At 63.0% G+C, this 25717-nt stretch carries 26 protein-coding genes and 4 pseudogenes; 13 read left to right on the forward strand and 17 right to left on the reverse strand.

All coding sequences use genetic code 11. The annotated features are described in order from the left end of the window. Window positions 1-77: 77 nt before the first annotated feature. From J2J99_RS28650 to J2J99_RS28660, 3 genes and pseudogenes are all read left to right on the forward strand, one after another. A pseudogene (locus J2J99_RS28650) lies at window positions 78-323 on the forward strand (flagellin); the annotation flags it as partial. Window positions 324-469: 146 nt separating this feature from the next. Continuing rightward, window positions 470-2011, forward strand: coding sequence for a DHA2 family efflux MFS transporter permease subunit (locus J2J99_RS28655; RefSeq protein WP_168300475.1), 1542 nt, complete (start codon window positions 470-472; stop codon window positions 2009-2011). Between the two features lie 105 nt (window positions 2012-2116). Next, window positions 2117-5404, forward strand: coding sequence for a GH36-type glycosyl hydrolase domain-containing protein (locus J2J99_RS28660; RefSeq protein WP_168300474.1), 3288 nt, complete (start codon window positions 2117-2119; stop codon window positions 5402-5404). Between the two features lie 2 nt (window positions 5405-5406). Here the strand turns inward: J2J99_RS28660 and J2J99_RS28665 are convergent, their stop codons facing one another. From J2J99_RS28665 to J2J99_RS28690, 6 genes are all read right to left on the reverse strand, one after another. After that, window positions 5407-6153 (reverse strand): FadR/GntR family transcriptional regulator, encoded by a 747-nt coding sequence (locus J2J99_RS28665; RefSeq protein WP_168300473.1) that lies wholly within the window; start codon window positions 6151-6153, stop codon window positions 5407-5409. A 177-nt stretch (window positions 6154-6330) separates the two neighbouring features. Continuing rightward, the gene (kduD, locus tag J2J99_RS28670; RefSeq protein ID WP_281438378.1) at window positions 6331-7095 is read right to left on the reverse strand and encodes a 2-dehydro-3-deoxy-D-gluconate 5-dehydrogenase KduD; all 765 of its coding nucleotides are present in this window, start codon (window positions 7093-7095) and stop codon (window positions 6331-6333) included. Further along, window positions 7092-7928 (reverse strand): 5-dehydro-4-deoxy-D-glucuronate isomerase, encoded by an 837-nt coding sequence (kduI, locus tag J2J99_RS28675; RefSeq protein WP_168300471.1) that lies wholly within the window; start codon window positions 7926-7928, stop codon window positions 7092-7094. The genes kduD and kduI overlap by 4 nt, the downstream gene beginning before the upstream one ends. Window positions 7929-8052: 124 nt before the next feature. Beyond that, window positions 8053-8373, reverse strand: a complete 321-nt coding sequence (locus J2J99_RS28680) for a hypothetical protein (RefSeq protein ID WP_168300470.1) — start codon at window positions 8371-8373, stop codon at window positions 8053-8055. 153 nt (window positions 8374-8526) lie between these two features. Beyond that, on the reverse strand, window positions 8527-8673 hold the full coding sequence (locus J2J99_RS28685; protein ID WP_168300469.1) for a DUF1127 domain-containing protein: 147 nt from the start codon (window positions 8671-8673) through the stop codon (window positions 8527-8529). Window positions 8674-8830: 157 nt separating this feature from the next. Continuing rightward, window positions 8831-9811, reverse strand: coding sequence for a 3'-5' exonuclease (locus J2J99_RS28690; RefSeq protein WP_168300468.1), 981 nt, complete (start codon window positions 9809-9811; stop codon window positions 8831-8833). Between the two features lie 117 nt (window positions 9812-9928). On the opposite strand from J2J99_RS28690, the gene J2J99_RS28695 reads away from it, so the two are divergent. Then, a complete protein-coding gene (locus tag J2J99_RS28695) occupies window positions 9929-11197 on the forward strand; it encodes a flavin monoamine oxidase family protein (RefSeq protein WP_168300467.1) in 1269 nt (422 codons plus the stop codon). Between the two features lie 217 nt (window positions 11198-11414). Beyond that, window positions 11415-12446, forward strand: coding sequence for an aldo/keto reductase (locus J2J99_RS28700; RefSeq protein ID WP_168300466.1), 1032 nt, complete (start codon window positions 11415-11417; stop codon window positions 12444-12446). Between the two features lie 80 nt (window positions 12447-12526). On the opposite strand, the gene minE is transcribed toward J2J99_RS28700, so the two are convergent. The 4 genes and pseudogenes from minE to J2J99_RS34245 all read right to left on the reverse strand — a co-directional run. Next, the gene (gene minE, locus J2J99_RS28705; protein WP_168300465.1) at window positions 12527-12787 is read right to left on the reverse strand and encodes a cell division topological specificity factor MinE; all 261 of its coding nucleotides are present in this window, start codon (window positions 12785-12787) and stop codon (window positions 12527-12529) included. Further along, the gene (gene minD / locus J2J99_RS28710; RefSeq protein ID WP_041683996.1) at window positions 12784-13599 is read right to left on the reverse strand and encodes a septum site-determining protein MinD; all 816 of its coding nucleotides are present in this window, start codon (window positions 13597-13599) and stop codon (window positions 12784-12786) included. Before minD ends, minE begins: the two co-directional genes overlap by 4 nt. A gap of 83 nt (window positions 13600-13682) precedes the next feature. After that, a complete protein-coding gene (minC, locus tag J2J99_RS28715; protein WP_168300493.1) occupies window positions 13683-14405 on the reverse strand; it encodes a septum site-determining protein MinC in 723 nt (240 codons plus the stop codon). 314 nt (window positions 14406-14719) lie between these two features. Next, a pseudogene (locus tag J2J99_RS34245) lies at window positions 14720-14815 on the reverse strand (TetR/AcrR family transcriptional regulator); the annotation flags it as partial. 2 nt (window positions 14816-14817) lie between these two features. Here J2J99_RS34245 and J2J99_RS28720 point away from each other — a divergent pair. Then, window positions 14818-15677: pseudogene (locus J2J99_RS28720) on the forward strand (glycine cleavage T C-terminal barrel domain-containing protein); the annotation flags it as partial. Here the strand turns inward: J2J99_RS28720 and J2J99_RS28725 are convergent. Continuing rightward, a pseudogene (locus J2J99_RS28725) lies at window positions 15654-15821 on the reverse strand (IS5/IS1182 family transposase); the annotation flags it as partial. The pseudogenes J2J99_RS28720 and J2J99_RS28725 overlap by 24 nt on opposite strands. Before the next feature lie 541 nt (window positions 15822-16362). Between J2J99_RS28725 and J2J99_RS28730 the strand changes: the two are divergent. Further along, on the forward strand, window positions 16363-16563 hold the full coding sequence (locus J2J99_RS28730; protein ID WP_168300463.1) for a heavy-metal-associated domain-containing protein: 201 nt from the start codon (window positions 16363-16365) through the stop codon (window positions 16561-16563). Window positions 16564-16617: 54 nt separating this feature from the next. On the opposite strand, the gene J2J99_RS28735 is transcribed toward J2J99_RS28730, so the two are convergent. Then, complete coding sequence (locus J2J99_RS28735) at window positions 16618-17382, reverse strand: adenylate/guanylate cyclase domain-containing protein (protein WP_246638777.1); 765 nt, start codon at window positions 17380-17382, stop codon at window positions 16618-16620. A gap of 87 nt (window positions 17383-17469) precedes the next feature. On the opposite strand from J2J99_RS28735, the gene J2J99_RS28740 reads away from it, so the two are divergent. Further along, a complete protein-coding gene (locus J2J99_RS28740) occupies window positions 17470-19944 on the forward strand; it encodes a heavy metal translocating P-type ATPase (RefSeq protein WP_168300462.1) in 2475 nt (824 codons plus the stop codon). 53 nt (window positions 19945-19997) lie between these two features. After that, window positions 19998-20450, forward strand: coding sequence for a Cu(I)-responsive transcriptional regulator (gene cueR / locus J2J99_RS28745; protein WP_168300461.1), 453 nt, complete (start codon window positions 19998-20000; stop codon window positions 20448-20450). Window positions 20451-20469: 19 nt separating this feature from the next. Here cueR and J2J99_RS28750 read toward each other — a convergent pair whose 3' ends face one another. The 4 genes from J2J99_RS28750 to J2J99_RS28765 all read right to left on the reverse strand — a co-directional run bounded on the left by J2J99_RS28750 (window position 20470) and on the right by J2J99_RS28765 (window position 22299). Then, window positions 20470-21018, reverse strand: coding sequence for a cytochrome c (locus tag J2J99_RS28750; RefSeq protein WP_281410846.1), 549 nt, complete (start codon window positions 21016-21018; stop codon window positions 20470-20472). Between the two features lie 141 nt (window positions 21019-21159). Then, window positions 21160-21492, reverse strand: a complete 333-nt coding sequence (locus J2J99_RS28755; protein ID WP_168300460.1) for a four-helix bundle copper-binding protein — start codon at window positions 21490-21492, stop codon at window positions 21160-21162. A gap of 11 nt (window positions 21493-21503) precedes the next feature. Next, window positions 21504-21935 (reverse strand): CopM family metallochaperone, encoded by a 432-nt coding sequence (gene copM, locus J2J99_RS28760; RefSeq protein WP_168300459.1) that lies wholly within the window; start codon window positions 21933-21935, stop codon window positions 21504-21506. 37 nt (window positions 21936-21972) lie between these two features. Continuing rightward, complete coding sequence (locus J2J99_RS28765) at window positions 21973-22299, reverse strand: hypothetical protein (RefSeq protein ID WP_168300458.1); 327 nt, start codon at window positions 22297-22299, stop codon at window positions 21973-21975. Window positions 22300-22453: 154 nt separating this feature from the next. Here J2J99_RS28765 and J2J99_RS28770 point away from each other — a divergent pair, with 154 nt between their 5' ends. Then, a complete protein-coding gene (locus tag J2J99_RS28770; protein WP_168300457.1) occupies window positions 22454-22957 on the forward strand; it encodes a cytochrome b in 504 nt (167 codons plus the stop codon). Here the strand turns inward: J2J99_RS28770 and J2J99_RS28775 are convergent. Beyond that, window positions 22940-23380: a YqaA family protein gene (locus J2J99_RS28775; protein WP_168300456.1), complete on the reverse strand. Its 441-nt coding sequence runs from the start codon at window positions 23378-23380 to the stop codon at window positions 22940-22942. The genes J2J99_RS28770 and J2J99_RS28775 overlap by 18 nt on opposite strands. A gap of 149 nt (window positions 23381-23529) precedes the next feature. Here J2J99_RS28775 and J2J99_RS28780 point away from each other — a divergent pair, with 149 nt between their 5' ends. The 3 genes from J2J99_RS28780 to J2J99_RS28790 all read left to right on the forward strand — a co-directional run bounded on the left by J2J99_RS28780 (window position 23530) and on the right by J2J99_RS28790 (window position 25716). Then, window positions 23530-23937, forward strand: a complete 408-nt coding sequence (locus J2J99_RS28780) for a hypothetical protein (protein WP_205919080.1) — start codon at window positions 23530-23532, stop codon at window positions 23935-23937. Between the two features lie 91 nt (window positions 23938-24028). Continuing rightward, on the forward strand, window positions 24029-24256 hold the full coding sequence (locus tag J2J99_RS28785) for a hypothetical protein (RefSeq protein WP_168300454.1): 228 nt from the start codon (window positions 24029-24031) through the stop codon (window positions 24254-24256). Beyond that, entirely contained in the window at window positions 24253-25716 is a 1464-nt protein-coding gene (locus J2J99_RS28790) for a TolC family protein (RefSeq protein ID WP_168300453.1), read from the forward strand. The genes J2J99_RS28785 and J2J99_RS28790 overlap by 4 nt, the downstream gene beginning before the upstream one ends. Window position 25717: the final 1 nt, after the last annotated feature.

Here is a 25717-nt window from a genome sequence, read left to right on the forward strand (position 1 = left end):
GCGGCCGATCTCGAGCTCAATTGATTACTGCCGATCAACGGGCAAGGCTTTTCCTGTGCGATCGCCGACCGGCGGGCGCCGGTGCGCAATTGGGTTCGATCTCGACACGCATCGACCTGCAGGAAGACTTCGTCGGCGCGCCGTCGAATTCGATCGACTCGGGCGTCGGCCGGCTGGTCGATGCCGATATGGAGGAGGAATCGAGCAAACTGTCCGCCTTGCAGACACAGCAGCTGGCGATCCAGTCGCTGTCGATCGCGAATTCGTGTTCCCAGGACATCCTGTCGATCCTGGTCAACCCACATTCGCTGACCGAACCCTGAGCCTGGTCTTTCGCGCCAGGCTCGGTTGCGTTTCGGCTTCTGCTGCTTGCGCCGGGCATCGCGTCTTGCTCAAGCTGCCGATTGACAGGCCGATCGTTTCGATCGCAAACATGACACCTTGGATGCCGCGCCGGTGGGATCGTCGCATGTCGGTTGAACTTGAAGCTGTTCGTCCTGATCGAACGCCCGCCATCGTCTGGCTGGGCTTCCTGGCCATGTGTGTCGGCATGTTCATGGCCATCCTCGACGTCCAGGTGGTGGCGACGTCGCTGCCGACCATCCAGTCGGCGCTCGATATCGATCCGGATCAGATGAGCTGGATACAGACAGCCTATCTCATTGCCGAAGTGATCGCGATCCCGCTTACCGGTCTGCTGACGCGGCTCCTGACGATGCGATGGCTGTTCGTTGCCGCCATCACCCTGTTCGTGATTGCCTCGGCCGGCTGTGCCGCCAGCGGCAGTTTCGGCACCCTGGTCGCCTGGCGGGTGCTTCAGGGCTTTTCCGGCGGGACGCTGATCCCCTCGGTGTTTTCGGCCGTGTTCATCCTGTTCCCGAACGAGCGGCAGGCGCTGGCGACCACGATCGCCGGCGTGCTGGCGGTGCTGGCGCCGACCATCGGGCCGATCGTCGGCGGATGGCTGACCGAAACCTATTCCTGGCACTGGCTGTTTCTGATCAATATTCTTCCGGGCATTGCCTCGGCCATCCTGGCGGCCCGCTTCCTGCCGCGGCAGGCGGCCGACCCGTCCGAACTCAGGCATCTCGACGGCCTGTCGCTTCTCCTGATGGCGACCGCGTTGACGACCCTGGAGCTCAGCCTGAAAGAGGCGCCGACCAGCGGCTGGTCTTCGGGCTATGTGCTGAGCCTGCTGGCGGTCTGTCTTGTGTCGGCAGGCGCGTTCATCGGCCGGACGCTGCGCCGGCGCCGGCCGATCGTCGATCTCGGCAACTTCGCCGATCGCAACTTTCTCGTCGGCTCGGTCCTGAGTTTCGTCCTTGGCATCGGCCTCTTCGGCTCGGTCTATCTCATGCCGGTCTTTCTCGCTTTCGTCAGGGGCCACGATGCGCTCGAAATCGGCATGACGATGCTGGTGACGGGCATCGCGCAGCTGGTCACCGCGCCGGTCGCAGTTGCGCTGGAGAAACGCATGGATGCGCGGCTGCTGTCGGCTGTCGGTTTCGCCCTGTTTGCGGTCGGTGTCGGCATGAGCGCCTTTCAGGATCCGCGTTCGGATTACGATGTGATGTTCTGGCCGCAGATCGTGCGCGGCGTCGCCATTATGTTTTGCCTACTGCCGCCGACACGGCTGGCGCTCGGCACGCTGCCGGCCGATCGCATTCCCGACGCTAGCGGCCTTTTCAATCTGATGCGCAACCTCGGCGGCGCCATCGGCATTGCGCTGATCGACACCATCATCTACACGCGCTCCGAACCGCTGGGCCAAGGCCTGTGGGCGCGGCTTCAAGCCGGCGACATCGACGCGGCGACTTTCGTCGGCGCACCACTTCAGACGATCTCCGGACATGGCGGCAGCTTCGATGCCGATACCACGGCGTTGCTCGATCCGCTGATCCAGACGGCGGCAATCGTTCAGGCCATCAACGAAGCCTGGATGACTGTTGCCATCCTGACCGGCTGCGCCCTGCTTTGCGTGCCCTTCGCCAAGCGGCCGGCGCCGGGTTGAAGATCGTCGCGACACCTTGTCGATCTTCCGATCACTGGTAAGATTTCTCTCACTCTTTTTGCGCCATCCTCTGACACCGCTCTGACATCAATCGACGAGATCTCAATGGCCCCCGACCGGACGCGCAGTTTGCAAATGCCACGACGCGAGGAGCTTGGCCTCTTTGCGATCAGCAACGGTTCCGGCCTGTCGATATCGGCGCTGCCGAACGGGACGCTGTTTGCCATCGAATATGCCGACGACAAGGGGTCGGTGCAGATCAACCAGATCCAGGGCTCGCCGCTCATCGGCGGCATTGGCCGTCTTTATCTGCGCGTCGGCGGCGCCCGGCCCGATGTCGTTGAGATCGTCGGGCCGCGTGCCAAAGGCAGTTTCGCCTATGATGCGACGAGCTTCTCCTGGAGCGGCAAGACAGGCGATATCGCCTATGACGTCCGCCTCTCGCTTCATCCCTCCGAAACGGCATGGTTCTGGCGTGCCTCGATCCGGCATCTGAAAAAGGGAGCGCTGCCGGCGGATCTGGTGCTGATCCAGGATGTTGGACTCGGCGACCGCGGCTTCCTGATGAACAGCGAGGCCTATGCCTCGCAATATGTCGATCACCACGTCGCCGACCACAGGGCCTATGGTTGCGTCGTCATAAACCGGCAAAACCTCAAGCAGTCGGGCTCCCGCAATCCCTGGCTCGCGCAAGGATGTCTCGACGGGGCTGTCGCCTATGCCACCGATGCGATCCAGCTGGTGCAGGCAAAGGACCGGCTGGACGACCTGCTGGTCGGCGCTTTCGGCACGCGGCTGCCGAGCGAACGGTGGCAGCAGGAGACGTCCTGCCCTGCCCTTCAATCGAGATCGCTCTCCGTCACACCAGAGGGTGCGACGGCGACTTTCTTTGCCCTGTTCGCCGCCGATCATCCTGAGGCGTCGAGCGATGCCGATCTTTCACGGCTCGACGGCATCGCGCCTGCGGAAGATGCGGCCGCCCATCCGCAGGCGGCGGCCCCAGTCCGGAGCCTGCTTCAGGACGCTCCTCTGCTGGAGGTCGAGACACTCGACAAAAAGACGATCAGCCGGCTCTATCCCAAGCGGAGTCTGGAAGAGCGCGGCCACGGAAAATTGCTTTCGTTTTTTGTGCCGGACGGTGCTCTCAACCGCCACGTCGTGCTGCGCGACAAGGAGCTCATCGTCGCGCGGCGTCATGGCGCGATCGTTCGAAGCGGCCAGAACATGCTGCTGGATGACGCCACGCTTGCCGCCACCTGCTGGATGCAGGGTATTTTCGCCGCGCAGCTGACGATCGGCAACACCTCCTTCCACAAGCTCTTTTCCGTCTCGCGCGATCCCTACAACCTCACGCGCGCCAGCGGGTTGCGCATCATGGCCGATCTCGGCGCCGGCTGGCAGCTTCTGGCGGTGCCGTCGGCTTTCGAAATGGGCTTGAGCGATTGCCGCTGGATCTATCAATGCCCCGAGCACACGATCATCGTCACGGCGCTCGCCTCCGGCGAGGATGCGGCGATGCAATGGAGCATCTCCGTCGAAGGGAAGCCGTGCCGCTTCCTGGTCTTCGGCCATGTCGTGCTCGGCGAGCGCGAATATGATGCGGGCGGGCGGATCGACTTCGACCCCTCGCGCAAACGCATCGCCTTCCGGCCGGACCCGGCCTGGCTCTGGGGCGAGCGTTATCCCCATGCCGTCTATTGGCTGGTGAGTTCGACGCCCGACGCCATCGACGAGATCGGCGGCGACGAGCTGCTCTATACCGATGGTCTTGCGCGCAAGGGCGCTTTCGTCGCGCTACGCTCGCAGCCGACGCAGGCCCTGTCATTCGCCGTCGTCGGCTCGATGACCGATGCTGAAGCCGCCGAGCGGCTGGCGCAACGGTATGAGGCCGGCGTCAGCCATGAAACCATGTTGGCGCCGGCATCGGCATTCTGGCGCAACGCCGTGCGCGGCATTCGGATCGGCAGCGTCTCACCCGACCTTGCCGCCCAGGCGACCCTCCTGCCCTGGCTCGCGCATGACGCGATCGTGCATCTCAGCGTACCGCACGGGCTTGAACAATATACGGGTGCGGCCTGGGGTACGCGCGACGCCTGCCAGGGGCCGATCGAATTCCTGCTCGCCTATGAGCATGACCGCGAGGCCAAAGAGGTGCTGAAAACCGTTTTCGGCGAACAGTACCTGGAAAAAGGCGATTGGCCGCAATGGTTCATGCTGGAGCCCTATGCCAACATCCGGGCGGGCGACAGCCACGGCGACATCATCGTCTGGCCGTTGAAAGCGCTGTGCGACTATATCGAAGCGACCGGCGACCTCGCCATCCTCAACGAGAAAGTTCCCTGGCGCGATGAAAAGACCATGCAGAAGTCGCCCGAGGCCGACACCATCACCACCCATGTCGAAAAGCTGCTCGATACCGTCCGCGAGCTTTTCATCCCGGGAACCCGTCTGATCCGCTATGGCGAAGGAGACTGGAACGATTCCCTGCAGCCGGCCGATCCGCATCTGCGCGACTGGATGGTCAGCAGCTGGACCGTCGCGCTGCTCTACGAGCAGATCGTCCGTTATTCCGCCATCCAGCGCCGCCTCGGCCATGGCAAGAAGGCAAAGTCCCTCAGGACGATCGCAACGGCGATGCGCCGGGATTTCAACCGCCATCTGGTGCGTGACGGCGTCGTTGCCGGCTATGGCATCTTCGATCCCGCCCATGACGGCGTCGAATTGCTGCTGCATCCGAGCGACACGCGCACCGGCCTCTCCTTCTCGCTGATCGCCATGACGCAGGCGATGCTCGGCAAGCTCTTCACGCCGGCGCAGAGGCGCCATCATATGCGGCTGATCGAGGAGCATCTGCTTTTTCCCGACGGCGTGCGGCTGATGGAAAAGCCTGCGACCTATGCCGGCGGGCCGGAGACGCTGTTCCGCCGGGCCGAATCTTCCTCGTTCTTCGGTCGCGAGATCGGGCTGATGTATGTGCATGCGCATCTGCGTTATTGCGAAACACTTGCCCTGGACGCTGCGGCGGATGCGCTCTGGAAGGCGATTGCCGTCGCCAATCCGATCGCCGTCACGACGGCCTTGCCGCATGCTTCGCTGCGCCAGCGCAATACCTATTTCAGCAGCAGCGACGCCGCCTTCCATGACCGCTATCAGGCGGCGGATGACTGGGCGCGCGTCAAGGCGGGCAAGATCGCCGTCGACGGCGGGTGGCGCATCTATTCAAGCGGACCCGGCCTCTACACCAGGAGCTTCGTCGAAAATATCCTGGGTTTCAAACGACGCTTCGGCCGGCGCCGCCGCAAACCGCTTCTGCCGGCGGCGCACGCCGGCCTCGATCTGCAGACGGATCACGCCGCCTGGCGGCGGTTGATGAAGCCGAAGCCGCAAATGTGAATTCAGGAAAGGTGGGTCGCGTCGCGCAGCTCTTCGAAGCGCGCGGCGCTTTTCGACAGGTGGCTGCGGATGGCGCGGCGCGCGGCCGCTTCGTTGCCGTCGCGGATCGCCGCGAAGATGGCGTGGTGTTCCCTGCGCATGCGGGCGGCATGGCGCTTGCGCTCGAAGCTCGTCATCTTGTCGAGGCGCGCCCATTGGCGCGGCACCATGATATCGCCGAACGTGTCGAACAGGCGGCTGTAATAGGAGTTCTGCGTCGCGACAAGGATGGACCGGTGGAAGGCGTAGTCCTCCTGCGCGCCGTATCCGCCCTTTTCCAGCGCCTTGTCGAGGGCGTCGAGACGATCCTGCATGCGGTCGATATCCTCCGGTGTGCGCCGCAGCGCGGCAAGACCGGCGGCTTCATATTCGACCCCCATGCGCAGCTCCAGCACCCGCAGAACCTCATCGATCGACTGCAGATCGTTGGGGATGATCGAGAAGGATCGCGGGTTGGGATCGTTGGAAACGAAAGCCCCGAGACCCTGGTGGGTGGTAATCAGGCCTTTGGCGCGCAGGGTCGCGAGCGCCTCGCGCACGATCGTCCGGCTGACGCCGGTCGCCGCCATGATCGCCTGTTCGGTCGGCAGGCGCTGGCCGGGTTTCAGGTCGCCGGATTCGATCTGCGCCATCAGCGTATCGGCAAGGCCGCTGCGCAGGTTCGGCGGCTGGCGAAAAGTATTGAAGACCGCCTTGTCCCTGTCCGTCATCCTGTGTCGATCCTGCCTGTCGATGCGGCCGCGCCAGCCTCATTTCCTTTGCTAACGCATGCCGACGGGAAAGGCAAAAACGACGTCGGTTACGGCCTCTCTACACTGTAGCGCCGCGCGGCTCTTCGGACGCGGTGCTATCGTTTGAATTGTGCAGGCGTCGTTCCGGGCGGCGGATCACCGCGCCAGCCAGCCGCCATCGACGGGCAGAACCGTCCCATGCACATAGTCGGATGCCGACGATGCCAGGAAGACGGCCGCCCCGCCGAGTTCATCAGGCTTCCCCCAGCGTCCGGCCGGAATGCGTGCGAGGATGGCGGCATTGCGATCCGGATCCTCGCGCAAGGCCGTCGTATTGTTGGTGACGAAGTAACCCGGCGCGATGGCGTTGACGTTGACGCCCTTACCTGCCCATTCGCAGGCGAGCAGCTTGGTCAGGCCGGCAAGGCCGCTTTTCGAGGCGGTATAGGAGGGGATGCGGATGCCGCCCTGGAAGGAGAGCAGCGAGGCGATGTTGATGATCTTGCCCCTGCCTTTGTCGATCATGTGGCGGCCGGCCGCCTGCGACAGGAAGAAGGCCGTCTTCAGGTTGACGTCGATCACCGCGTCCCAGTCTTCCTCGGTGAAGTCGAGCGCATCGGCGCGGCGGATGATTCCAGCATTGTTGACGAGGATATCGAGGCCGCCGAAGATCTGGACGGCGTCGGCGACGATCCCCTTGACCGGTTCGATGGTGGCGAGATCGGCCTTGATGACATGGAAGCGGCTGCCTGTTTGCTTCACCAATGCTTCGGTTTCGTCCATCGAGGAGCGCCCGACTGCGACGATCGAGGCGCCGGCCGCAGCCAGCGCCGCCGCGATGGCCTGGCCGATGCCGGTATTGGCGCCGGTGACGACGGCCGTCTTGCCGGAAAGGTCGAAGGGATTGGCCACGGTGCTCACCTCAGATCCGCAATGGCGATATGATCCATGTCGGTGAAGCTCTTGTTGTCGCCGGCCATGGCCCAGATGAAGCTGTAATTCTTGGTGCCGGCGCCCGAATGGATCGACCAGGGCGGCGAGATGACCGCCTGCTCGTTGGCGACAAGCATATGCCGGGTCTGCTGCGGCTCCCCCATGAAATGGAAGACGCGCTGCTCGGCTTCGAGATCGAAATAGAGATAGGCTTCCATGCGCCGGTCATGCGTGTGGGCCGGCATGGTGTTCCAGACGCTGCCAGGCTCGATCATGGTGAAGCCCAAAGTGAGCTGGCAGGACTGGCAGACCTCCGGGTGGATGAACTGGTAGATCGACCGCTTGTTGGCGGTCGCGGCTTCGCCCGGCGTCAGGTGGCGGGCCTTCTCGCGGGTGAGCAGTACGGTCGGGTGCGTCTGGTGGGCAGGCGTCGAGACCAGATAGAACTTGGCCGGGTTGGTGGCATCCGCGCTCTCGAACCTGACGTCCCTGGCGCCCTTGCCGACATAGAGGCAATCATATTTGGCAAGATCGTAGCTTGCGCCGTCGACGATGATGCGGCCGGCGCCGCCGATATTGAGCGCGCCGAGTTCACGCTCGGCAAGGAAGGTTTCCTGTCCGATCGCCGTCGGCGCCGTCAGCGTCAGCCCGGTGCCGAGCGGTGTGGCGCCGCCGATTACCATGCGGTCGTAATGGGAATAGGTCAGCCGGATCTCGCCGCCTTCGAAGATGGTTTCCACCAGAAAGTGACGCCGCAGCGTTTCGGTGTCGTAACCGCGCACGGCCTCGGGATGGGAGGCGTGCCTCACGTCGATCTGCATGTCAGTTTTCCTTCAGCTTCATTGTCGTCAGGCGGCACCGCTATTGCCGAAAGCGGGTCATATCGGACGTTTCTCCGCGGCGGTGGTATCCGTCTGGTTACATAGTTGTACGACAAGTTCGGTGTCAACAGGTTTGTCCGCGCTTGGCCGCAGGAGAGGCGAGACGGCAGGAGCGCTCAAGCGAGTTGAGAACAGACAGGAGAATTTGCCTGGGATTGAAGACGGCATCCCCATCGCCACCGGGAGCTCTCGGCGCGGTCCGGTTGCCGGTCGCCAAAACGAAAAAGCCTGCCGCGGGAGGAGGTGCGGCAGGCTTTCGAAAAGAACCGAACGACAGCTGGGAGGAGGAGTGCTGTCGTTCCCGCAGGAGCCCTGGGAGGAGGATGGGAGCCTGCATATCGAAGGGATGCGGGAGGAGATGCATCGCTTCGATGAAAATAATCATACTTATTTTCTGCCCAGTTGATAGGCATTTCTTTGCAGGGCAGCCATGCATTATGCGAAATGCTCATGGCTGGCAGACGCCGCATAAGCAAAGCGCCCGCTCGTGAGAAGCAGGCGCTGGGCAAAGGCTCGAAGATGGTCGTCTGTCAGGCCGTTAGCGGCCGATGGCTGCACGGGCGATGCTACGGATTTCGCCGCGGCCGATGCCGAGGTCCTCCAGTTCGCGCGTGGACATACGGCCCAGTTCAGCGACCGTCTGACGGTACTTGCGCCAATTGTTGAAAGAGCGTGCTACGTTCATGATGATCCCCTTTCCGTGGGCTTTCGAAGCCTAGCTGCCAGTCCTTGGCGCTTCGTTCGCTTCGATGAGCTGTATATAATATGGGAACCGCGGTTATTGCAGCGCCAATGCATCACTGCACCTATGCGGCGTTTGCATGGGTCGTGTCAGAGGGTGTTCAGGATTTGAAACGATCGAAGGCTGTCAGCCGCACGGTCGGCGGGTCCGCCTCTCTCCATCTGTAGATTTCCGTGCGCAGATAGGAGAGTTCGTTACCGAGGTCGTCTTCGCCGACCTCGATCCACCAGGATTTCAGGCGGCCGTCGCTTCCGTCAGACCAGCGATAGCCCCTCGCCTTCAGATGATCCTTCATTTCGAACGGGCTGTGTTCGGCGAATATCCGGATGCGCGAGCGCTGGCTGGCTCGGTAGAGCTCGGCAAAGGGGCTTTCACCCTCACCTTGCCGTCGGTCGAGGATTTCCAAGAGCGCGTGACAGTCGTCCACGGCTCGATGGCCGTCATGGAAATAACCGGCCTGGCCGACGAGATAGCCGAGCTTGGTGCCCTCGAAGCCGCGGGCGCTCCAGTCGATTTCCGACACCGAACAAGCCCAGGCCTTGCCGGTGAAGACCGTCGAGAAGGCCTCGCAGAACGGCCGGTCGAAACCGGCATTGTGGGCGATGATCAGATCGGCGGGTTCGATCAGATCGCTGAGCGATCTGATGTCGATCACCTGTCCTTCAACCATCGCATCGGTGATCCCCGTCAGCCGGGTGACCTCCGGCGGGATCGGCCGCGACGGCTGCTGCAGGCCGCCATAGATGCCGACAATATCGCCGATCGCGCCGCCGTCGTCGAATGTAAAGGCGACGGCGCCGATTTCGATGATCTCGTCGCTGCGATGGTTGAGACCGGTCGTCTCCGTGTCGAGAACGACGCCGAGCCGCGAAAATTCCGGCCGTCTGACCGAGGCAATCGGCCGGCCGGTCAGTTTCCTGAGGATGCGGTAGTTGCCGCTCTCTTCGAGCGCCCGCGCCATGTCTTCATCGGAGCGGGCGTCCGGTTGCGACGGCGGCCGACGCGAAGGAGCGCGCGCCTTCGCTGCCGCCGGCGACGGCTTGGCAAACATGTCGAGTTGCGAATCTCTCTGCACGCTCATCGGAGTTATATGTCACGCAGGCGCGCTTTAATCCACCGCCCGCGGGGCGCTATACCCAGCCCTTGCCTTTAATGGACAGGAAAGTTTAGCTGCGGGTGAGCAGCCAGGAGAGAAGACATGCCCGGTGACAATGGCAAGGGCGCCGACAAGGACGTGGTGATCATCGGCGGTGGCGCCGCCGGCGTTGCCGCCGCCCGGCGCCTGCAAGCGATCCGCCCGGATCTTTCCATCCTCCTGCTGGAAGCCGGCGACCGTCTCGGCGGCCGGGCCTGGACGGTCGGGCTGCCGGGAGCATCGGATGTCGCGCTCGATCTCGGCTGCGGCTGGCTGCATGGGGCGCGGACCAATGCCTGGACGGCGATTGCCGAGGCGGTCGGATTGACGGTCGACCGCACACCGGCGCCCTGGAACGGCGGACGGCGGCTGCAGCGGAACGACGCCGAGACCCAAGCCGCGCAAGCGGCGATCGGCGCCTATTTCGAACGGCTCGACAGCCATGAAGGCGATGATACGGATCTGGCCGCGGTGCTCGAGCCCGGCAATCCCTGGAACGGCCAAATCCGGGCGATCGGCACCTATGTCACCGGCGCCGAACTGGAGCGTTCGTCGGTCGCCGATTACAACAGATATGACCCAGGCCCCGGCCCCGACTGGCGGGTGCGCGAGGGTTATGGAACCTTGGTTTCGCTCTATGGCAAGCCGGTTCCGGCAAGGCTCGGCGTCAACGTCAGGCGCATCGACCATCGTCATGCTGGCCGTATCGGCATCGAGACGACCTTGGGGATGCTGAGTGCCCGCGCCGTGCTGGTGACCGTTTCGACGAATATGCTTGCCGCCGAAAAGATTGCTTTCGACCCGCCCTTGCCGGATAAAACGCAGGCGGCCGCCCGTTTGCCGCTCGGGCTCGCCGACAAGCTCTTCCTCGGGCTTGCGCATCCTGAGGCACTGCCGGCCGATACCCATATGCTCGGCGCCATCAGCCGGGGTGCAACCGGCACCTATCAGCTCCGGCCGCTCGGCAATGCCGTTGTCGAAGCCTATTTTGCCGGCGACCTCGCGTACGATCTGGAGCGGGAGGGAAAAGAGGCCGCCTTTGCCTTCGCCGCCGATGAGCTGGCGGGGCAATTCGGCGCGGACATCCGTAAGGAATTGTCGCTGGCGGCGATCTCGGCCTGGGCCGCTACACCCCATATCGGCGGCTCCTATTCCTATGCCGAGCCCGGCGCCTCCGATTTGCGCGCGGTACTCGCCGCACCGCATGACGAACGGATCTTTTTTGCCGGCGAAGCCTGTTCGCATGCGCGTTACTCGACGGCGCACGGCGCCTACGAGACCGGCGTCGCGGCAGCCGAGCTGCTCGCGGCCTCGTTTTCGAAAAATCCGTAACCGGCGCCCGCCCGCGGGAATATGTTTTCCCACTTGTGGCACGGGCGGGATTGGTTATGCTGCCCTCGCCCCTGCGCTGGATGAGCCCAGGGCGCCATACGTCATCCGGCGGCAAGCGGCCGCCTCAAGCTCGATATTGTCATTGGATTGCGGAAGCCCCGGCTTCTACCCCGGCGATTTTGCGCGTCGGCTGCGGGCCCCGCATGAGGAGGAAGAAATGGATTATCGCAAGCTCGGTCCCAGCGGGACTGTCGTTACCGCCTATTGCCTGGGCACCATGACCTTCGGGGCGGAGGCCGACGAAGCGGCCTCGCACAAGCTGCTCGACGATTATTTCGCCTGGGGCGGCAATTTCATCGATACCGCCGATGTCTACAGCGCCGGCAAGTCGGAAGAGATCATCGGTCGCTGGCTGAAGGCGCGCCCGACGGAGGCCCGCCAGGCGATCGTCGCCACCAAGGGCCGGTTTCCGATGGGCAACGGGCCCAACGATATCGGCCTGTCGCGCCGCCATCTCGGTCAGGCACTCGACGATTCGCTGCGCCGGCTCGGCCTCGAGCAGATCGACCTCTACCAGATGCATGCCTGGGACGCGCTGACGCCGATCGAAGAGACGCTGCGTTTCCTCGACGACGCGGTTTCATCAGGCAAGATCGCCTATTACGGCTTTTCCAACTATGTCGGCTGGCACATCGCCAAGGCGTCGGAGATCGCGAAGGCGCGGGGTTATACACGTCCGGTGACGCTGCAGCCGCAATACAGCCTGCTGGCGCGCGACATCGAGCTCGAAATCGTCGCCGCTTGCCAGGATGCCGGCATGGGCCTGTTGCCGTGGTCGCCGCTCGGCGGCGGCTGGCTGACCGGCAAGTACAAGCGCGACCAGATGCCGACCGGCGCCACCCGCCTCGGCGAGAACCCCAATCGCGGCAGCGAATCCTATGCGCCGCGCAACGCCCAGGAACGCACCTGGGCGATCATCGGCACGGTCGAAGAGATAGCCAAGGCCCGCGGCGTCAGCATGGCGCAGGTGGCTCTCGCCTGGACGGCGGCACAGCCGGCGGTCACCTCGGTCATTCTCGGCGCCCGCACGCCCGAGCAGCTTGCCGACAACCTCGGCGCCATGAAGGTCGAGCTATCCAACGGGGAAATGGCAAAGCTCAACGAGGTCAGCGCCCCGCAACCGATGGACTATCCCTACGGCAAGGGCGGCACCAACCAGCGCCACCGCAAGATCGAGGGCGGCCGCTGAACCTTGCGGCGAAAGTACGAGAAGCCGCCATGCTTCCATGGCGGCTTTCGGAAAGGCTGACCGGTGCGTCGTCGTTGCCGTCAGGCGGCCTGTACGGCTGCGTTCAGGGGGATTTCGACGTCGATCTCGAGCGTCGAGACAAATTCGTTGCGGTCGATCGTCACCTGCACCTTGTCGTGGTCGAGTTCGACGTGCTTGGCGATCACCGCAAGGATTTCCTCGCGCAGCAGGCTGACCAGGTCCGATCCTGCCGAGGCGCGCTCGTGGGCGAGAAGCACCTGCAGGCGTTCGCGGGCGGCGGGCGCGGTTCTTTGCTTGTTGAAGAGACGGAAAATATTCATGCCGCCCTCCGTCCGAAAAGCTTGCCGAAAATATTGCGCTTTTCCTCGGGGATGGCGATCGGCAGGGTCTCGCCGGCGAGACGGCGTGCGGCATCGAAATAGGCCATGGCAGCCGGGCTGCGGCTTTCGGCCAGCGTGACCGGCGCACCGACGTTGGAGGCGCGCAGCACATCCATGCTCTCAGGCACGATGCCAAGCAGCGGAATGGACAGGATTTCCAGAACGTCGTCGACCTTCAACATGTCGCCGCGTTCGGCGCGGTTGGCGTCGTAGCGGGTCAGCAGCAGGTGCTTTTCCATTCGCTCGCCGCGTTCGGCCTTGGCGGTCTTGGCGTCGAGCAGGCCGATGATGCGGTCGGAATCGCGCACCGACGAAACTTCCGGGTTGGTGACGACGACGGCAACGTCGGCATGGCGCATGGCAAGTGTCGCGCCGCGCTCGATGCCGGCGGGGCTGTCGCAGATAATCCAGTCGAAATAGCGCTTCAGATCGTTGATGACGCGCTCGACGCCCTCGGCCGTCAGGTTGTCCTTGTCGCGCGTCTGCGACGCCGGCAGCAGGAACAGCGTCTCCAGCCGCTTGTCGCGGATCAGCGCCTGGGTGAGCTTGGCGTCGCCCTGGATGACGTTGATGAGGTCGTAGACGACCCGGCGTTCGGCCCCCATCACCAGGTCGAGATTGCGCAAGCCGACGTCGAAGTCGACGACGACGACCTTTTCATTGCGTTGCGCCAGCGCCGCGCCCAATGCGGCGGTCGAGGTGGTCTTTCCGACCCCGCCCTTGCCTGACGTGACGACGATCACTTTCCCCATTTCTCTCTCCTTTGCCGTGCCGCAATAATTCAAGTGTTACGCCGCGTCCTTTGCGCGTCTTTTGAGGACGCGCGGCGCTGTGGTCAGATCAGTTTTTCCGCCATGATCGCATCGTCTTCGAGCCAGAGCTGGACGGCCTGTCCGCGAAGATTTGGCGCCATGTCTTCCGCCATCTTGTAGATACCGTCGATTGCGACCAGCTCGGCCTCGAGCTTGCGACAGAAGATCCGTGCCGAGGCGTTGCCGATCGATCCCGCCATGGCACGGCCGCGCAGTGCCCCGTAGATATGGACCGAGCCTCCGGCGATGACCTCGGCGCCCGAGGCGACCGACCCGACGATGGTGACGTCGCCTTCCGGAAAGATCACCGATTGCCCGGAGCGCACCGGCTCGCGAATGACGATCGATTGCGTCGTTGCCGGGCGAATCTCCGGAGCCGACGGCTTGCTCGACGATTCGACAGGCTCGCTCGCCTGAACCTCGATGTCGGAAGCGGAGCGGCCGCCTTTGAGCGCCGGCGGCATGCCTGCGCCGAGAAGGGACGGCCGCGCGCCTTCGATGCCCATGATGCTGACATTGCGCTTGCCGAGCTCGGCAATGAGCTCCTTCAGCTGCGGCTTGTCGATTTGCAGGTCCGTCACATCGAGCACTACGGGGCGTCCCAGGAAGAAGCCGGCCGAACGTGCGGCCAGATCGTCCAGCCTCGCCAGCCAATCGTCGAACGGAAGGTCCGGGGAGAGCATGACGGCCAGGAAGGAGCGGCCCTTGATGCGGATAGAGCGAGCGTCTGTTAGCACTTTGGTCATCTGTGTGAAGAAATCGTTGACCATGTCTACCGCCGACATGGTTAACAAAAAGTTAACGCCGCTTCGAAATTCCCTAACGTAATGCCGCTTCCTTCCGTCGAGGATTTTACTTAAGTGGATGAAATAGTTGAATTAAAGCAAGGATGAATGATCCTCACATATGACTGGAATGGTGATCTGTAGCTCGGTAGCCACGTCCATAGCCTCGCCGCAGTTCTTAGCGCTGCGTTAACCGCTCGGCGACTCGCCCTATGCGCCTGCACCCATCCCTTTCGGCAATGACGGTGCAGAGCCGGGATCTCATTCCTCCGCTTTTCGCCCGCGATCCGTTTGACTGCATCAACTGCGGCTTCGATCAGACGCTCCGACATCGCCTGATCGGTCATGATGCGAGAGATGGTTACGGCACCCGAACGGCTTCATCCATGATGATGGCACCACCAGCCGCTTCAGCGGCGATCATTTCTTCATGACGACGACGACGCTTGCCGCCGGGGTGCTGACCCATTTCGAATTCCGCGCCCAGACGCTCTGGCCCGAACTCGACGTCTGCTTCGCCTCCTCGACTGACCAATGGGCGCAGATGGCCGTTGCCGGGCCGAAGTCGCGCGCGATCCTCTCGGAGGCCGTCGACGAGGATGTTTCCGATGCGTTCTTCCCCTTGATGAGCGCCCGCAAGGTGTCGCTATTTGCAGGCCGCCTCGAAGGCCGGCTCTTCCGGATCTCCTTCTCGGGCGAACTGGCTTACGAGTTGGCGGTCCCGGCCGGCTACGGCGAAACCGTTGCCGATGCCATCGTGGCGGCGGGCGAAAACATGGCATCTCAGCCTATGGCATCGAAGCGCTCGGCGTCATGCGCATCGAAAAGGGCCACGTCACCCATGCCGAGATCAACGGCACGGTCACCCCCAACGATCTCGGTTTCGGCCGCATGGTTTCATCAACCAAGCCGGATTTCATCGGCAAGGCGATGCTCGCCCGCGACGGCCTTCAGGACCCCGAGCGCCCGCGCCTCGTCGGCGTCAAGCCGTTCAATCCGGCGAGCAGCTTCCGCACCGGCTCGCATATCCTTGCCGAGGGCACTGCGGCGGCACTCGAAAACGATCAGGGCTGCGTCACATCGAGCGCCTTCTCGCCGACGCTCGGCCATACGATCGGCCTGGCGCTCGTCAAGCGCGGGCCGGAGCGCATCGGCGAAAAGGTGACGGTCTGGAACGGCCTGCGCAATGAATTCATCGATGCGGTGCAAAGCAATGTGGAGAAGGGCGTTTGAAATATTGCGCAAATCGGTCTTGCGCGGACGATCGAGACGGCGTGGCGCAGGCATGAACGCGGCAACAAATTCCCATTCGCGATCTGTGGCGTCGCTTGCGTACCGGCTCGTCCGGCGCTCGTAGTGCCGCCGGGTGGTTTCAGTCTAGGCCATCGTGGTCTCCACCGAATCTTCGCAAATCCGACAGACTCACAACTGACTGAAATCACCCAATTCTTTTTGAGGCAGACTCTGAGGGAAGACAAAGCAGATTGGAGAGCTGGAGCAGCGGTAGGCCGCGCCAATACCTCTTTCCAGTCGCCGGGTTCCGCTCATTTCGATCGGGATCGCCCTCATCCTTGGCGCCATGCTTGTCCTGGAGCATGTCCCAAACGATGGCCGGTTCCGGGTGCCGCGGTTGTCGCCACCTTGTCGTATAGCCTGTATCTGACTCACAAGTCGGCGTTCCATGTCGATAGGCTTGGCTTCGGAGAGGAGAACCTCCAGGGCGGCATCGGCTCCCGATGATCTGAATCCTTCCGGATCCGCCGCGGGGGTTGCTGGCACACACACAGGATTTCGCGCGTCGCCGGAGGCGCTCTGGGAAGCCGTCGAAGCCGCGGAGTTCCATTTTGTGCAGGATCGGACTTGACCTTCCCATGGTTGGAAACCCCATATCGGAGCGGTCACACGATTGGAGACCACCATGTACGAATTCGAAATCCAGAATATGACCTGCGGCCATTGCGCGAGCACGGTGGAAAGGGCGATCAAGACGGCCGATCCGGAAGCTTCCGCCAGCATCGATCTTGCAGCCAGGACTGCCAAGGTTGAGACGAAGGATCCAGCCGCGATCAACACGGCCATCGAGAAAGCGGGTTATCCGTCCAGCTTCAGGCAGATTTGATTTCGCAGCGGACCGCCTGGTTGACCAGATGTTCCGCGCCGAAGTCCCAAACGGTCACCGGGGTGACTCATAGGTCTGCGGCGACTGTCGATATGCCTCCTCACAGCGCGGCGAACAAAACCACGGCCCCTGCGGCGCGGCCCGTCTATAGGATGAATACGGTGCATGCATCTTGCACACCGGGTCGATCCAGGCCGGGTCAGCCGACGGAGCAAGCTCGATCTCATAGAGAGGGACTTCGTCGGCCACGGATCTAAGCGCCACCATCCCGAGGTCTCGCACCAGGATGCCTCGGGCGACAGCCGCCTCGGCAATGGCTTGAGTGGCAAGCAATTGACCGGGAGACGCCAATGCGGCGATTCGTGCCGCAATGTTGACGGTCGATCCAAAGAGATCGCCACCTCTACTGATGACCGGTCCATGGTTCAGCCCCGCCCGGGTGAGCGGCAGCCGTGGTTCCCTACGGCATGCCTGCAACAGCGTTCCGAGTACCTGGATCGCTGTTTCGGGCTCAGGAAACGAGATCATTGCCTCATCTCCGATCCATTTGATCGGGGGCTCATAGCCGCTCAGGGCGTCGCGGACCATGCTCTCGAATATCTCAAGCACGTCGAGCGCGGCTGCGTCTCCATAAATGTCCGCAATCGCGCTGAATCCCGCGATATCTATGAAAGCAACGGTGGCCTGTGCTTTAACCGAATCCTCTCGCTGCCTCGAATGGCTGTCCATCACCGCTCCTATCGGCGCTTGAAAGCGCTGCTGGAAGTTACGAAAATCTCCACATCGATCATCGAAGATATCAAGACCGAACTCAAGCAAGACGCCATTTCGGAAAACAAGGCGCCCCTTGACCTTCCTACCATGGGAAGGATTACCTATATGTGCAGTTCAACAAGGGACGTTCCCATGACTGCAGCTTCCAAGATCGAGAAATTGACCTCGTTACCCATTCCGACCGAGTTCGGGATCGAGGGCATGTCGTGCGCGTCGTGCGTGGCCAGAGTGGAACGGGCAATCAAGGCCGTTCCCGGCGTCGACGCGGCGTCGGTGAACCTCGCCACTGAACGTGCGACGGTGACATTCAAGGACACGGTGGACGCGACCGCTGTCCTGCAAGCCATAGAAGGCGCCGGTTACGAGGCCCGGATCGACACTCTCGAGATGGTTGTCGAGGGCATGACCTGTGCCTCGTGTGTATCCCGTGTCGAGCGTGCTCTGAAGGCCGTGCCTGGCGTGGTCGACGCGGCCGTCAATCTGGCGACCGAGAAGGCGACGGTTCGCTACGCGGCGGGTACGGCGTCCGTCCGCGCATTGGAGAGCGCCATCCGAACAGCCGGATACGAGCCCAGATCCGAAATCCAGACGCATCAGTCCGCGGCCGCCGACCGCCGCGACGTCGAGATGCGTTCGCTCGCGGTCCGACTTGTCTTATCCGCCATTCTCACCCTGCCGCTGTTCGTGATCGAAATGGGCTCGCACTTCATCCCGGGCGTCCACGAGCTCGTCATGGACACTATCGGGATGCGGGAGAGCCTGTACCTGCAGTTCGCGCTGGCAACCGTCGTCCTGTTCGGGCCTGGTCTGGCGTTCTTTCGGAAGGGCGTTCCCAATCTCCTCCGGCTGGCTCCCGACATGAACTCGCTGGTAGTGCTCGGGACCACCGCGGCCTGGGCCTATTCCGCCGTGGCGACATTCGTCCCGGCCGCCCTGCCTCCAGGAACTGTGAACGTCTATTACGAGGCGGCAGCCGTCATTGTGACCCTCATACTGCTCGGCCGCTATCTCGAGGCTCGCGCGAAGGGAAAGACGAGCCAGGCGATCAGGCGCCTGCTCGGCCTGCAGGCCAAGACTGCCTTCGTGGAGCGGGCCGGCAAATTCGAGGAAGTCTCGATCGAGGAGGTCGTGGTCGGGGACGTGATCCGCATCCGCCCCGGCGAGAAGGTTCCGGTGGACGGCACGGTGGTCTCCGGCAATTCGTACGTCGACGAGGCCATGATCACCGGGGAACCCGTCCCTGTAGCGAAGTCCGTTGGAAGCGATGTGGTCGGCGGCACGATCAACAAGATGGGCTCGTTCACATTCCGCGCGACGAAGGTCGGCGCCGACACGGTTCTCGCCCAGATCGTCCGTATGGTCGAGGCCGCGCAAGGGGCCAAGCTGCCGATCCAGGCTCTGGTGGACAGGGTGACAAGCTGGTTCGTTCCCGCTGTCATCCTCGCCGCGTTGCTGACGTTCGGCGCGTGGATGATCCTCGGACCCACCCCGGCCCTAAGCTTCGCGCTGGTCAACGCCGTGGCCGTCCTGATCATCGCCTGCCCCTGCGCGATGGGGCTCGCGACGCCGACGTCGATCATGGTCGGCACGGGCCGCGCGGCCGAGCTTGGGATCCTGTTTCGCAGGGGCGAAGCGCTGCAGAGCCTGCGTGAGGCCCGCATCGTCGCCCTGGACAAGACCGGAACGCTGACGAAAGGCGAGCCGGAGCTGACCGATATCCGGGTCGCCGAAGGCTTCCGGCGCGAGGAGGTGCTCGCCTGGGTCGCAAGCATCGAGGCGCTGTCGGAGCATCCGATCGCCGAAGCCATCGTGAAGGCCGCCGAGGCAGAGGGACTGGCGCTCGGCGGCGTGGAAGGATTCGAGGCGTCTCCGGGATATGGCGTGAAAGGATCCGTCGCCGGCCGGTCGCTGCTCGTCGGCGCGGATCGGGCGCTGGTTCGCGCGGGAGTGTCCGTGGAAGGTTTCGCCCCGCTCGCCGAGGAACTCTCCAGCAAGGGAGGATCGCCCATCTATGTCGCCGTTGACGGCAAGCTTGCGGCGATCGTGGCGGTATCAGACCCCGTCAAGGAGACGACGCCCGAAGCGATCAGGTCCCTGCATGCCCTTGGCCTCGAAGTGGCGATGATCACGGGAGACAACCGTCGCACCGCGGAGGCCGTCGCCGCCCAGCTCGGCATCGATAGGGTAATCGCGGAGGTGCGTCCGGAAGGCAAGGTTGAGGCCGTCAAGCGGCTGCGCGAAGGCGGCAAGGTCGCCTTTGTCGGCGATGGCATCAACGACGCCCCGGCCCTCACGCAGGCGGACGTGGGACTCGCCGTCGGCACAGGCACTGACGTCGCCATCGAGAGCGCCGATGTGGTGCTGATGTCCGGAGACCTCACCGGCGTCGTCAGGGCCGTCGGGCTGAGCCGCGCGACGATCCGCAACATCAAGCAGAACCTGTTCTGGGCGTTCGTCTACAACGCCGGCCTCGTGCCCGTTGCGGCCGGCCTCCTCTATCCGGTCAACGGCACCCTGCTTTCGCCGGTCTTTGCCGCCGGCGCGATGGCAATGTCGAGCGTGTTCGTCCTCTGCAACGCCCTTCGCCTTCGCCGTATCCAACCTTGAAGAATGCAGAGCGTGGCCATCGGCTGCGCGCCACACGTCGACAGGAGCACAGAATGAACATTGGAGAGGCCGCAAAGGCGAGCGGAGTTTCCGCCAAAATGATCCGGTATTATGAGCAGATCGGACTGATCACGCCCGCGCACAGGACACAGTCCAGCTACCGGACCTACACTGACAACGACGTCCACACGCTCCGTTTCGTCCGCGGAGCACGCGACCTTGGCTTCTCGGTCGAGCAGATGAGGACGCTGCTGGCGCTTTGGCGCGACCGGACGCGGGCCAGCGCCGACGTGAAGGCGATCGCGCTGGAACACGTTGCCGAGTTGGAACGGAAGGCGGCGGCGATCATTGCGATGACCAAAACGCTCAAACACCTCGCCAGCCACTGCCACGGCGACGACCGGCCCGATTGTCCGATCATCGACGAGATTGCCAACTCGGGCGCAGGGAGCGACCTGCCTTCCATCGATACGAGATTCGGCGTCAACGGGTTAAGGGCCGAGTAGCGAAACGCAATCGGCGCCCTCACCGGTGGATCCTGAACGCCGCGTGGCACGTCGTGCAGGTCTGCAGCATCAGGTGGAAGACGTGCTCTGCGGGGATGGAGGAAAGTTCCGCCTCGCTCCGGACGTGAATCCCAAGCGGACCTCCGCCCATCGGTTCGCCGGGTTTCATCCGCATGCGCTCGGTCATCGGTCCTGGGTTGGCTTCACCCGCTGCGTCGAGCGCCAGTGCGTAGTTCCGCAGGTCATCGGCGAGACGGTCGAAGCGGTTGCGCTCCTGGACGATGTCCGGTTTCGCCTTCGACCTCGGATCGCCCATACCGTCGGCGAAGTGGCCGGCCAATACCGAGCCGGATCGGTCCACGATGACGTCGGCCGCCCGCCTGAACTCCGTCGATGAATAGGACTCGGGAGCCCGGAACATATCTGAGATGGTCTTTGCTGCGTCGGACATCGCCTTCATGTCGGCCTGCCGGAGCGCGACGACATCGTCTTCCGCAGGCGCCGACGGGGCGATTACGGAGCTGATAGCAATGAGGCCGAGGACGAGAGCCGTTCTTGAAGTGGTCAAAGGAACCTCGCGCAGGTGATGGGCAGTCGATCGTGGTGACCGGATCCGGAGATGCCGGAAGACATCGCCGAATCCTAATCGATGATCCATCGTATTGCCGCGAAGTTGAGCGAAAAGAGGGCGCACCGCGCCCTCTTCCAGTCACGCCGCCATCTTCTGGCAGCTATCGGCGCAACGCCGGCAGGCGTCGACGCAGCTCCGCATGTCGCCGATCCGCTCGCAGTCGTCGGCGCACTGGGCGCAGATCTCGGCGCATTCCCGGCAGACATGCTTGTGGTGGTCCGAGCCGATCAGCATGAAATGCGCAGAGGTCCGGCAGATCTCCGCGCAGGCCATCATCAGCTTGAAGTGGGGGGGCTTGGTGTGCTCCCCGCCCAACTCCAGGCAATGGCCCATCGCCATCGACAGGCATTCGCTGTAGCAGGCCAAGCAGTTGTCGATGCAGGCCTTCATCTCGGTCGAGATACGATGCATGGCGGAATCTCCTACTTGACTTCCTTGTCCACCCATTTGGACATCTCTTCGATCTCCTTCTTCTGGGCTTCGATGATCCTCTGGGCCATCTGCTTGGCCTCTTCGTTGTCGCCGTACTTGAGCTCAACCTCCGACATGCTGATCGCGCCCATATGGTGAGCGATCATGCCGCAGACGAAGGAGACGTCGGCATCCTTCTTCATCATTCCCTGCATCATGTTCATGTTCATGTCCTTCATGCCGTCCATCGACGCCTTCTGGTAGTCGGTCACCTGCATGCCTCCCGACGACATGTCGTCCTTCGACTTGTCCATCATCATGCCTTCGGACTTGCATTTCTCCGGATAGGCCATCGTCGACTGCGCGGAAGCGTCCGAGGGAAGGGCTGCGAACGAGACAGTGGCGGCGGTCGCCAAAAAGGCGAGAGTGGCGAGTGTGTTCATAATGGTGCTCCTATAAATGATTGAGGATGGATTGGGCTCAAGCAGGAGAATCTCGAGGAGGAGGATCGATTGGCCGGATCAACAGTAGCGGCTGGTAGCTCTCCGGCACGCTGTCGTGGCGCATGGATTCGGTCTGGGGAGCCGCAATGGCAGCGAGTTCCAGGAGTATCTGGCAGCAGTGCATTGCCGAACAGCACGCCGTCTGGTGTCCGCATAAATCCCGGCCGTGGTGATGCTCCGCGGCGACCGCACTGTGCTGACCTTGGAGAGCCGCCAACGGCGTGGCGATGCCGAAAGGATTCACTGCCATCATCAGGGCGATGACGAACACCTGCGCGTAACGGAATATGCTCCCAAGTCCCATTTGGATGGCTTTCCCTTCCACGGCAGAACCATGCCGCAGCAGAAATGTTCCGCGTATCCGATGATCTGTGGCGGCGAGGCGTGTTGGCAATCGGCCGACGAGGAAAGTTTAACCCTCGCCCGCTACTCTGCGCCCCTCGCTTGGAGAGAACCCGATGAAACGTGGCTATTCGCTGGCCCAGATAGGACTTCACTGGCTGGTCGCCCTCATGGTGCCCGGCCAGTACCTGACGGGCGGCAGCATCGAGCGGACTCATCACGCCGTCCACATGGGCATGACACCATCGTACTGGGACATCGTCCAGCATCACCTCCACAACTACGCTGGAATGGCGATCGGCTTGCTGATGGGCGTGCGGCTGGTTCTACGTATCCTGCAGCCGCCCGATGCGAGCGCACCCGGAACATGGAGCGAGCGGGCCGCCACGGCGCTTCATCATGCCTTCTATGCCGCGGTCATCGCGCAGGCATGCATGGGATTCGCAGCGAGCTACTTCTGGTTGGGGATCGCGCCATATCACGTCGTGGGATCGAGGATCATCTTGGGGATGGTCGCGCTACACCTCGCCGCGGCGGCCTGGCACACGCTGGTCGCCCGTGACGAAACGGTAGACCGGATCGTGTTTCCTCGCAGCAAGCGGTCAGCCCAGGAACTGTAACGTCGCCAACGTCAGCACGACATAGCGGCCCGTCTTGGCGACGAACACGAGGATCGTGAACGGAAGCAGCGGCTCCCTGAGCACTCCGGCGACAACGGTAAGAGCGTCTCCAAGCACCGGCATCCAGGAAAGCAGCAGCGTCCACTTCCCGTATTTCCGGTACCAGCGGGACGAACGTTCGAGCGCCGCCTCCCCGACTGGAAACCAGCGTCGGTCCCGAAAACGTTCGACCCCGCGGCCTAGGAACCAGTTCACGATACTTCCAAGCGTGTTCCCGATGCTAGCGACGGCGAGCAGAGCAGGGACGGAGAACTTACCCGTGAGGAGAAGTCCGACCAGCACGGACTCCGATTGCATCGGCAGTATCGTCGCCGCGCCGAGTGCGGCGGCAAAAAGGCCGAAGTAGGATGCGAGATCGATCATTGAGAAAGAACAGCCCTGTTGACCTTACCACCGTTGGAAGGCGTAGCTATGCACCGACGTGATGTTCGCGCGCCACATAAAGGACTCGAACATCGACAAGGGATAGGTCCTAATTGAAATCGCGCTGCTTTGCATGTAGCTCGTCGGGAATGGGCAAGATGTACCGAATCACAGTGAGCAGGCTGCTCATGATGATGCGGCTGGTGATCATCGTATCACTGGCGGGGTACTCGCTGTCGAACGCCAACACTGCGATGCATGGCTCGTTTTTCCCTGACCTGCAAGTCGTTGCCGTGGACGCGACACCATCCCATGAAGGGCACACCATGGTGGGCGCGGCCGATCACGGCCACTCGCACGGTGACCTGTCCGATGATGGGGATGACATCTCGAAGCTCGTCAAGCAGCAATGCTGCAACGACTTCTGCGGCGGGCTTGGTATCATTTGTGAAGGCCCCGACGTCGGCGGACCCGTCGTGACCTCGATCCGGCAGTTCGCTGACGACCGTACGACCTTAGGCGAACTGCCGCCCCTCCATCGTCCCCCGAATATCTGAATAGAGACGCACCCGCTTGATCGGATCCAGTCGGTCCCCCGCCTTTGTTCTGGCGGACGACCGCAGGCTACCTCTTATTCGGACATTCATAATGAAACCCTCGATTTTCGTGGTGGGGCTGCCGCTTGTCATCGGCGGCTGCGCATCCACACTTCCTCCCAACGTGGTGGCGTCTTCCACCGCGGCCGAACAGCCGCCTGCGCGCGCGGTCGCGTATCAGTCGCCGATGTCGGGCTACGTCGCCAGGCAGCCCGTCGATCCCAAGCCGTGGCGCAGACAGAACGATCTGCAGTCTCCAGCGAATGGAGACGCCCAATGATTGGCTGTAGAAAACTGATCGCGACACTGGCATTCCCGCTGTTCTTGAGCGGCTGCATCACAGGAGCCGAGTATTCCAGCAAGGAGGCGGGCTTCACTCCGGTTGCCAACAAGATCGCAACCGTCACGGCCAAGCAGACCGTCTGGATCCAGAACCAGAACCAGGCTCGCGCGGTTGCTGCCGAGGTCAGAAGCCTGCTCGATCGAAAGAAGAGCCTCGATGTCGAGACGGCCGTCCAGATCGCCCTGCTCAACAACAAGGGCCTCCAGGCCGCCTACGCCGATCTCGGCGACAGCGCGGCGGACGCCTGGCAGTCAACGATGTTCATCAATCCGACCGTGTCCATCGGCACGACGGGCATGGGGACGCCGGAACTAGGGGCGTTCAAGACCGTCGAAGGGATGATCACGACGAACATCCTGGCGCTCGCAACGAGGAACCGGGACATCGCGATCGCCGACACCCGCTTCCGGCAGGCGCAGTTGACCGCGGCCGTGAGAACGCTCCAGGTCGCCGCCGACACGCGGCGCGCCTGGATCGGGGCCGTGGCGACCTGGGAGAACGTCGGACAGCTTCAGCGCGCCCAGGCGACGGCGGACGCCGCTTCCGATCTCGCGGAGAAGCTGGGCGAGACCGGCGCGATGACAAAGGGAGCCCAGGCCCGCGAACATGGCTTCGTCGCCGAACTCGCCGGCGAGACGGCAAAGGCGCGCCTCGCAGCTCGTCTCGCCAAGGAGGAGCTGACGCGGCTGATGGGTCTCTGGGGATCCGACCTGGACTACCAGGTCCCGAACAGCCTGCCGTCGCTGCCGAAGTCCGTCGTCAGGCGCGATACCATCGAGGCCGAGGCTCTAAGGAACCGCATCGACCTTCAGGTCGCGAAGCTCGAACTGGAGGCGACAGCCAAATCCTATGGTCTCACTGAAGCCACCCGCTACGTCACCGATCTCGAAATCCTGACGGGCTTCGAGACGGAACGGGAAATCGAGGACGACGAAAGGACCACCAGGACGACCGGCCAGGTTGAGCTGGAGTTCGCGATCCCGATCTTCGACACAGGCAAGGCGCGGATGCGCAAGGCCGAACTGGCCTATATGCGGGCGGCAAACCAGCTTGCGGAGAAGGCCGTCAACGTCCGCTCGGAAGCACGCTCCGCATACGAGGCATACCGTTCGAACTACGACATCGCGCGGCACTACCGCAACAATGTCGTGCCGTTGCGCACCAAGGTCGAGGAAGAATCTCTGCTGACCTACAACGGCATGATCACCAACACTTTCGAGCTGCTCACCGACACCCGCGACAAGATCAACTCCATCCTGCTCTCCGTCAACGCCAAGCGCGATTTCTGGCTAGCCGAAGCCAACCTGGCGCCTGCGATCTACGGTGGTGGCGCGACCAACGCGCCGGCAGAGACCGAAGTCGCCGCTGCTTCCGGCAGCAGCGCTGGCGGCCATTGAG

The sequence above is a fragment of the Rhizobium binae genome, from assembly GCF_017357225.1.
Taxonomy (GTDB): Bacteria; Pseudomonadota; Alphaproteobacteria; order Rhizobiales; family Rhizobiaceae; genus Rhizobium; species Rhizobium binae.

Bases quoted from the DNA above. Each gene is read 5' to 3' on its own strand.
- J2J99_RS28655 (WP_168300475.1), top strand. From the start codon at position 470: ATGTCGGTTGAACTTGAAGCTGTTCGTCCTGATCGAACGCCCGCCATC.
- J2J99_RS28660 (WP_168300474.1), top strand. From the start codon at position 2,117: ATGGCCCCCGACCGGACGCGCAGTTTGCAAATGCCACGACGCGAGGAG.
- J2J99_RS28665 (WP_168300473.1), bottom strand. From the start codon at position 6,153: ATGACGGACAGGGACAAGGCGGTCTTCAATACTTTTCGCCAGCCGCCG.
- kduI (WP_168300471.1), bottom strand. From the start codon at position 7,928: ATGCAGATCGACGTGAGGCACGCCTCCCATCCCGAGGCCGTGCGCGGT.
- J2J99_RS28680 (WP_168300470.1), bottom strand. From the start codon at position 8,373: ATGATTATTTTCATCGAAGCGATGCATCTCCTCCCGCATCCCTTCGAT.
- J2J99_RS28685 (WP_168300469.1), bottom strand. From the start codon at position 8,673: ATGAACGTAGCACGCTCTTTCAACAATTGGCGCAAGTACCGTCAGACG.
- J2J99_RS28690 (WP_168300468.1), bottom strand. From the start codon at position 9,811: ATGAGCGTGCAGAGAGATTCGCAACTCGACATGTTTGCCAAGCCGTCG.
- J2J99_RS28695 (WP_168300467.1), top strand. From the start codon at position 9,929: ATGCCCGGTGACAATGGCAAGGGCGCCGACAAGGACGTGGTGATCATC.
- J2J99_RS28700 (WP_168300466.1), top strand. From the start codon at position 11,415: ATGGATTATCGCAAGCTCGGTCCCAGCGGGACTGTCGTTACCGCCTAT.
- minE (WP_168300465.1), bottom strand. From the start codon at position 12,787: ATGAATATTTTCCGTCTCTTCAACAAGCAAAGAACCGCGCCCGCCGCC.
- minD (WP_041683996.1), bottom strand. From the start codon at position 13,599: ATGGGGAAAGTGATCGTCGTCACGTCAGGCAAGGGCGGGGTCGGAAAG.
- minC (WP_168300493.1), bottom strand. From the start codon at position 14,405: ATGACCAAAGTGCTAACAGACGCTCGCTCTATCCGCATCAAGGGCCGC.
- J2J99_RS28730 (WP_168300463.1), top strand. From the start codon at position 16,363: ATGTACGAATTCGAAATCCAGAATATGACCTGCGGCCATTGCGCGAGC.
- J2J99_RS28740 (WP_168300462.1), top strand. From the start codon at position 17,470: ATGACTGCAGCTTCCAAGATCGAGAAATTGACCTCGTTACCCATTCCG.
- cueR (WP_168300461.1), top strand. From the start codon at position 19,998: ATGAACATTGGAGAGGCCGCAAAGGCGAGCGGAGTTTCCGCCAAAATG.
- J2J99_RS28755 (WP_168300460.1), bottom strand. From the start codon at position 21,492: ATGCATCGTATCTCGACCGAGATGAAGGCCTGCATCGACAACTGCTTG.
- copM (WP_168300459.1), bottom strand. From the start codon at position 21,935: ATGAACACACTCGCCACTCTCGCCTTTTTGGCGACCGCCGCCACTGTC.
- J2J99_RS28765 (WP_168300458.1), bottom strand. From the start codon at position 22,299: ATGGGACTTGGGAGCATATTCCGTTACGCGCAGGTGTTCGTCATCGCC.
- J2J99_RS28770 (WP_168300457.1), top strand. From the start codon at position 22,454: ATGAAACGTGGCTATTCGCTGGCCCAGATAGGACTTCACTGGCTGGTC.
- J2J99_RS28775 (WP_168300456.1), bottom strand. From the start codon at position 23,380: ATGATCGATCTCGCATCCTACTTCGGCCTTTTTGCCGCCGCACTCGGC.
- J2J99_RS28780 (WP_205919080.1), top strand. From the start codon at position 23,530: ATGGGCAAGATGTACCGAATCACAGTGAGCAGGCTGCTCATGATGATG.
- J2J99_RS28785 (WP_168300454.1), top strand. From the start codon at position 24,029: ATGAAACCCTCGATTTTCGTGGTGGGGCTGCCGCTTGTCATCGGCGGC.
- J2J99_RS28790 (WP_168300453.1), top strand. From the start codon at position 24,253: ATGATTGGCTGTAGAAAACTGATCGCGACACTGGCATTCCCGCTGTTC.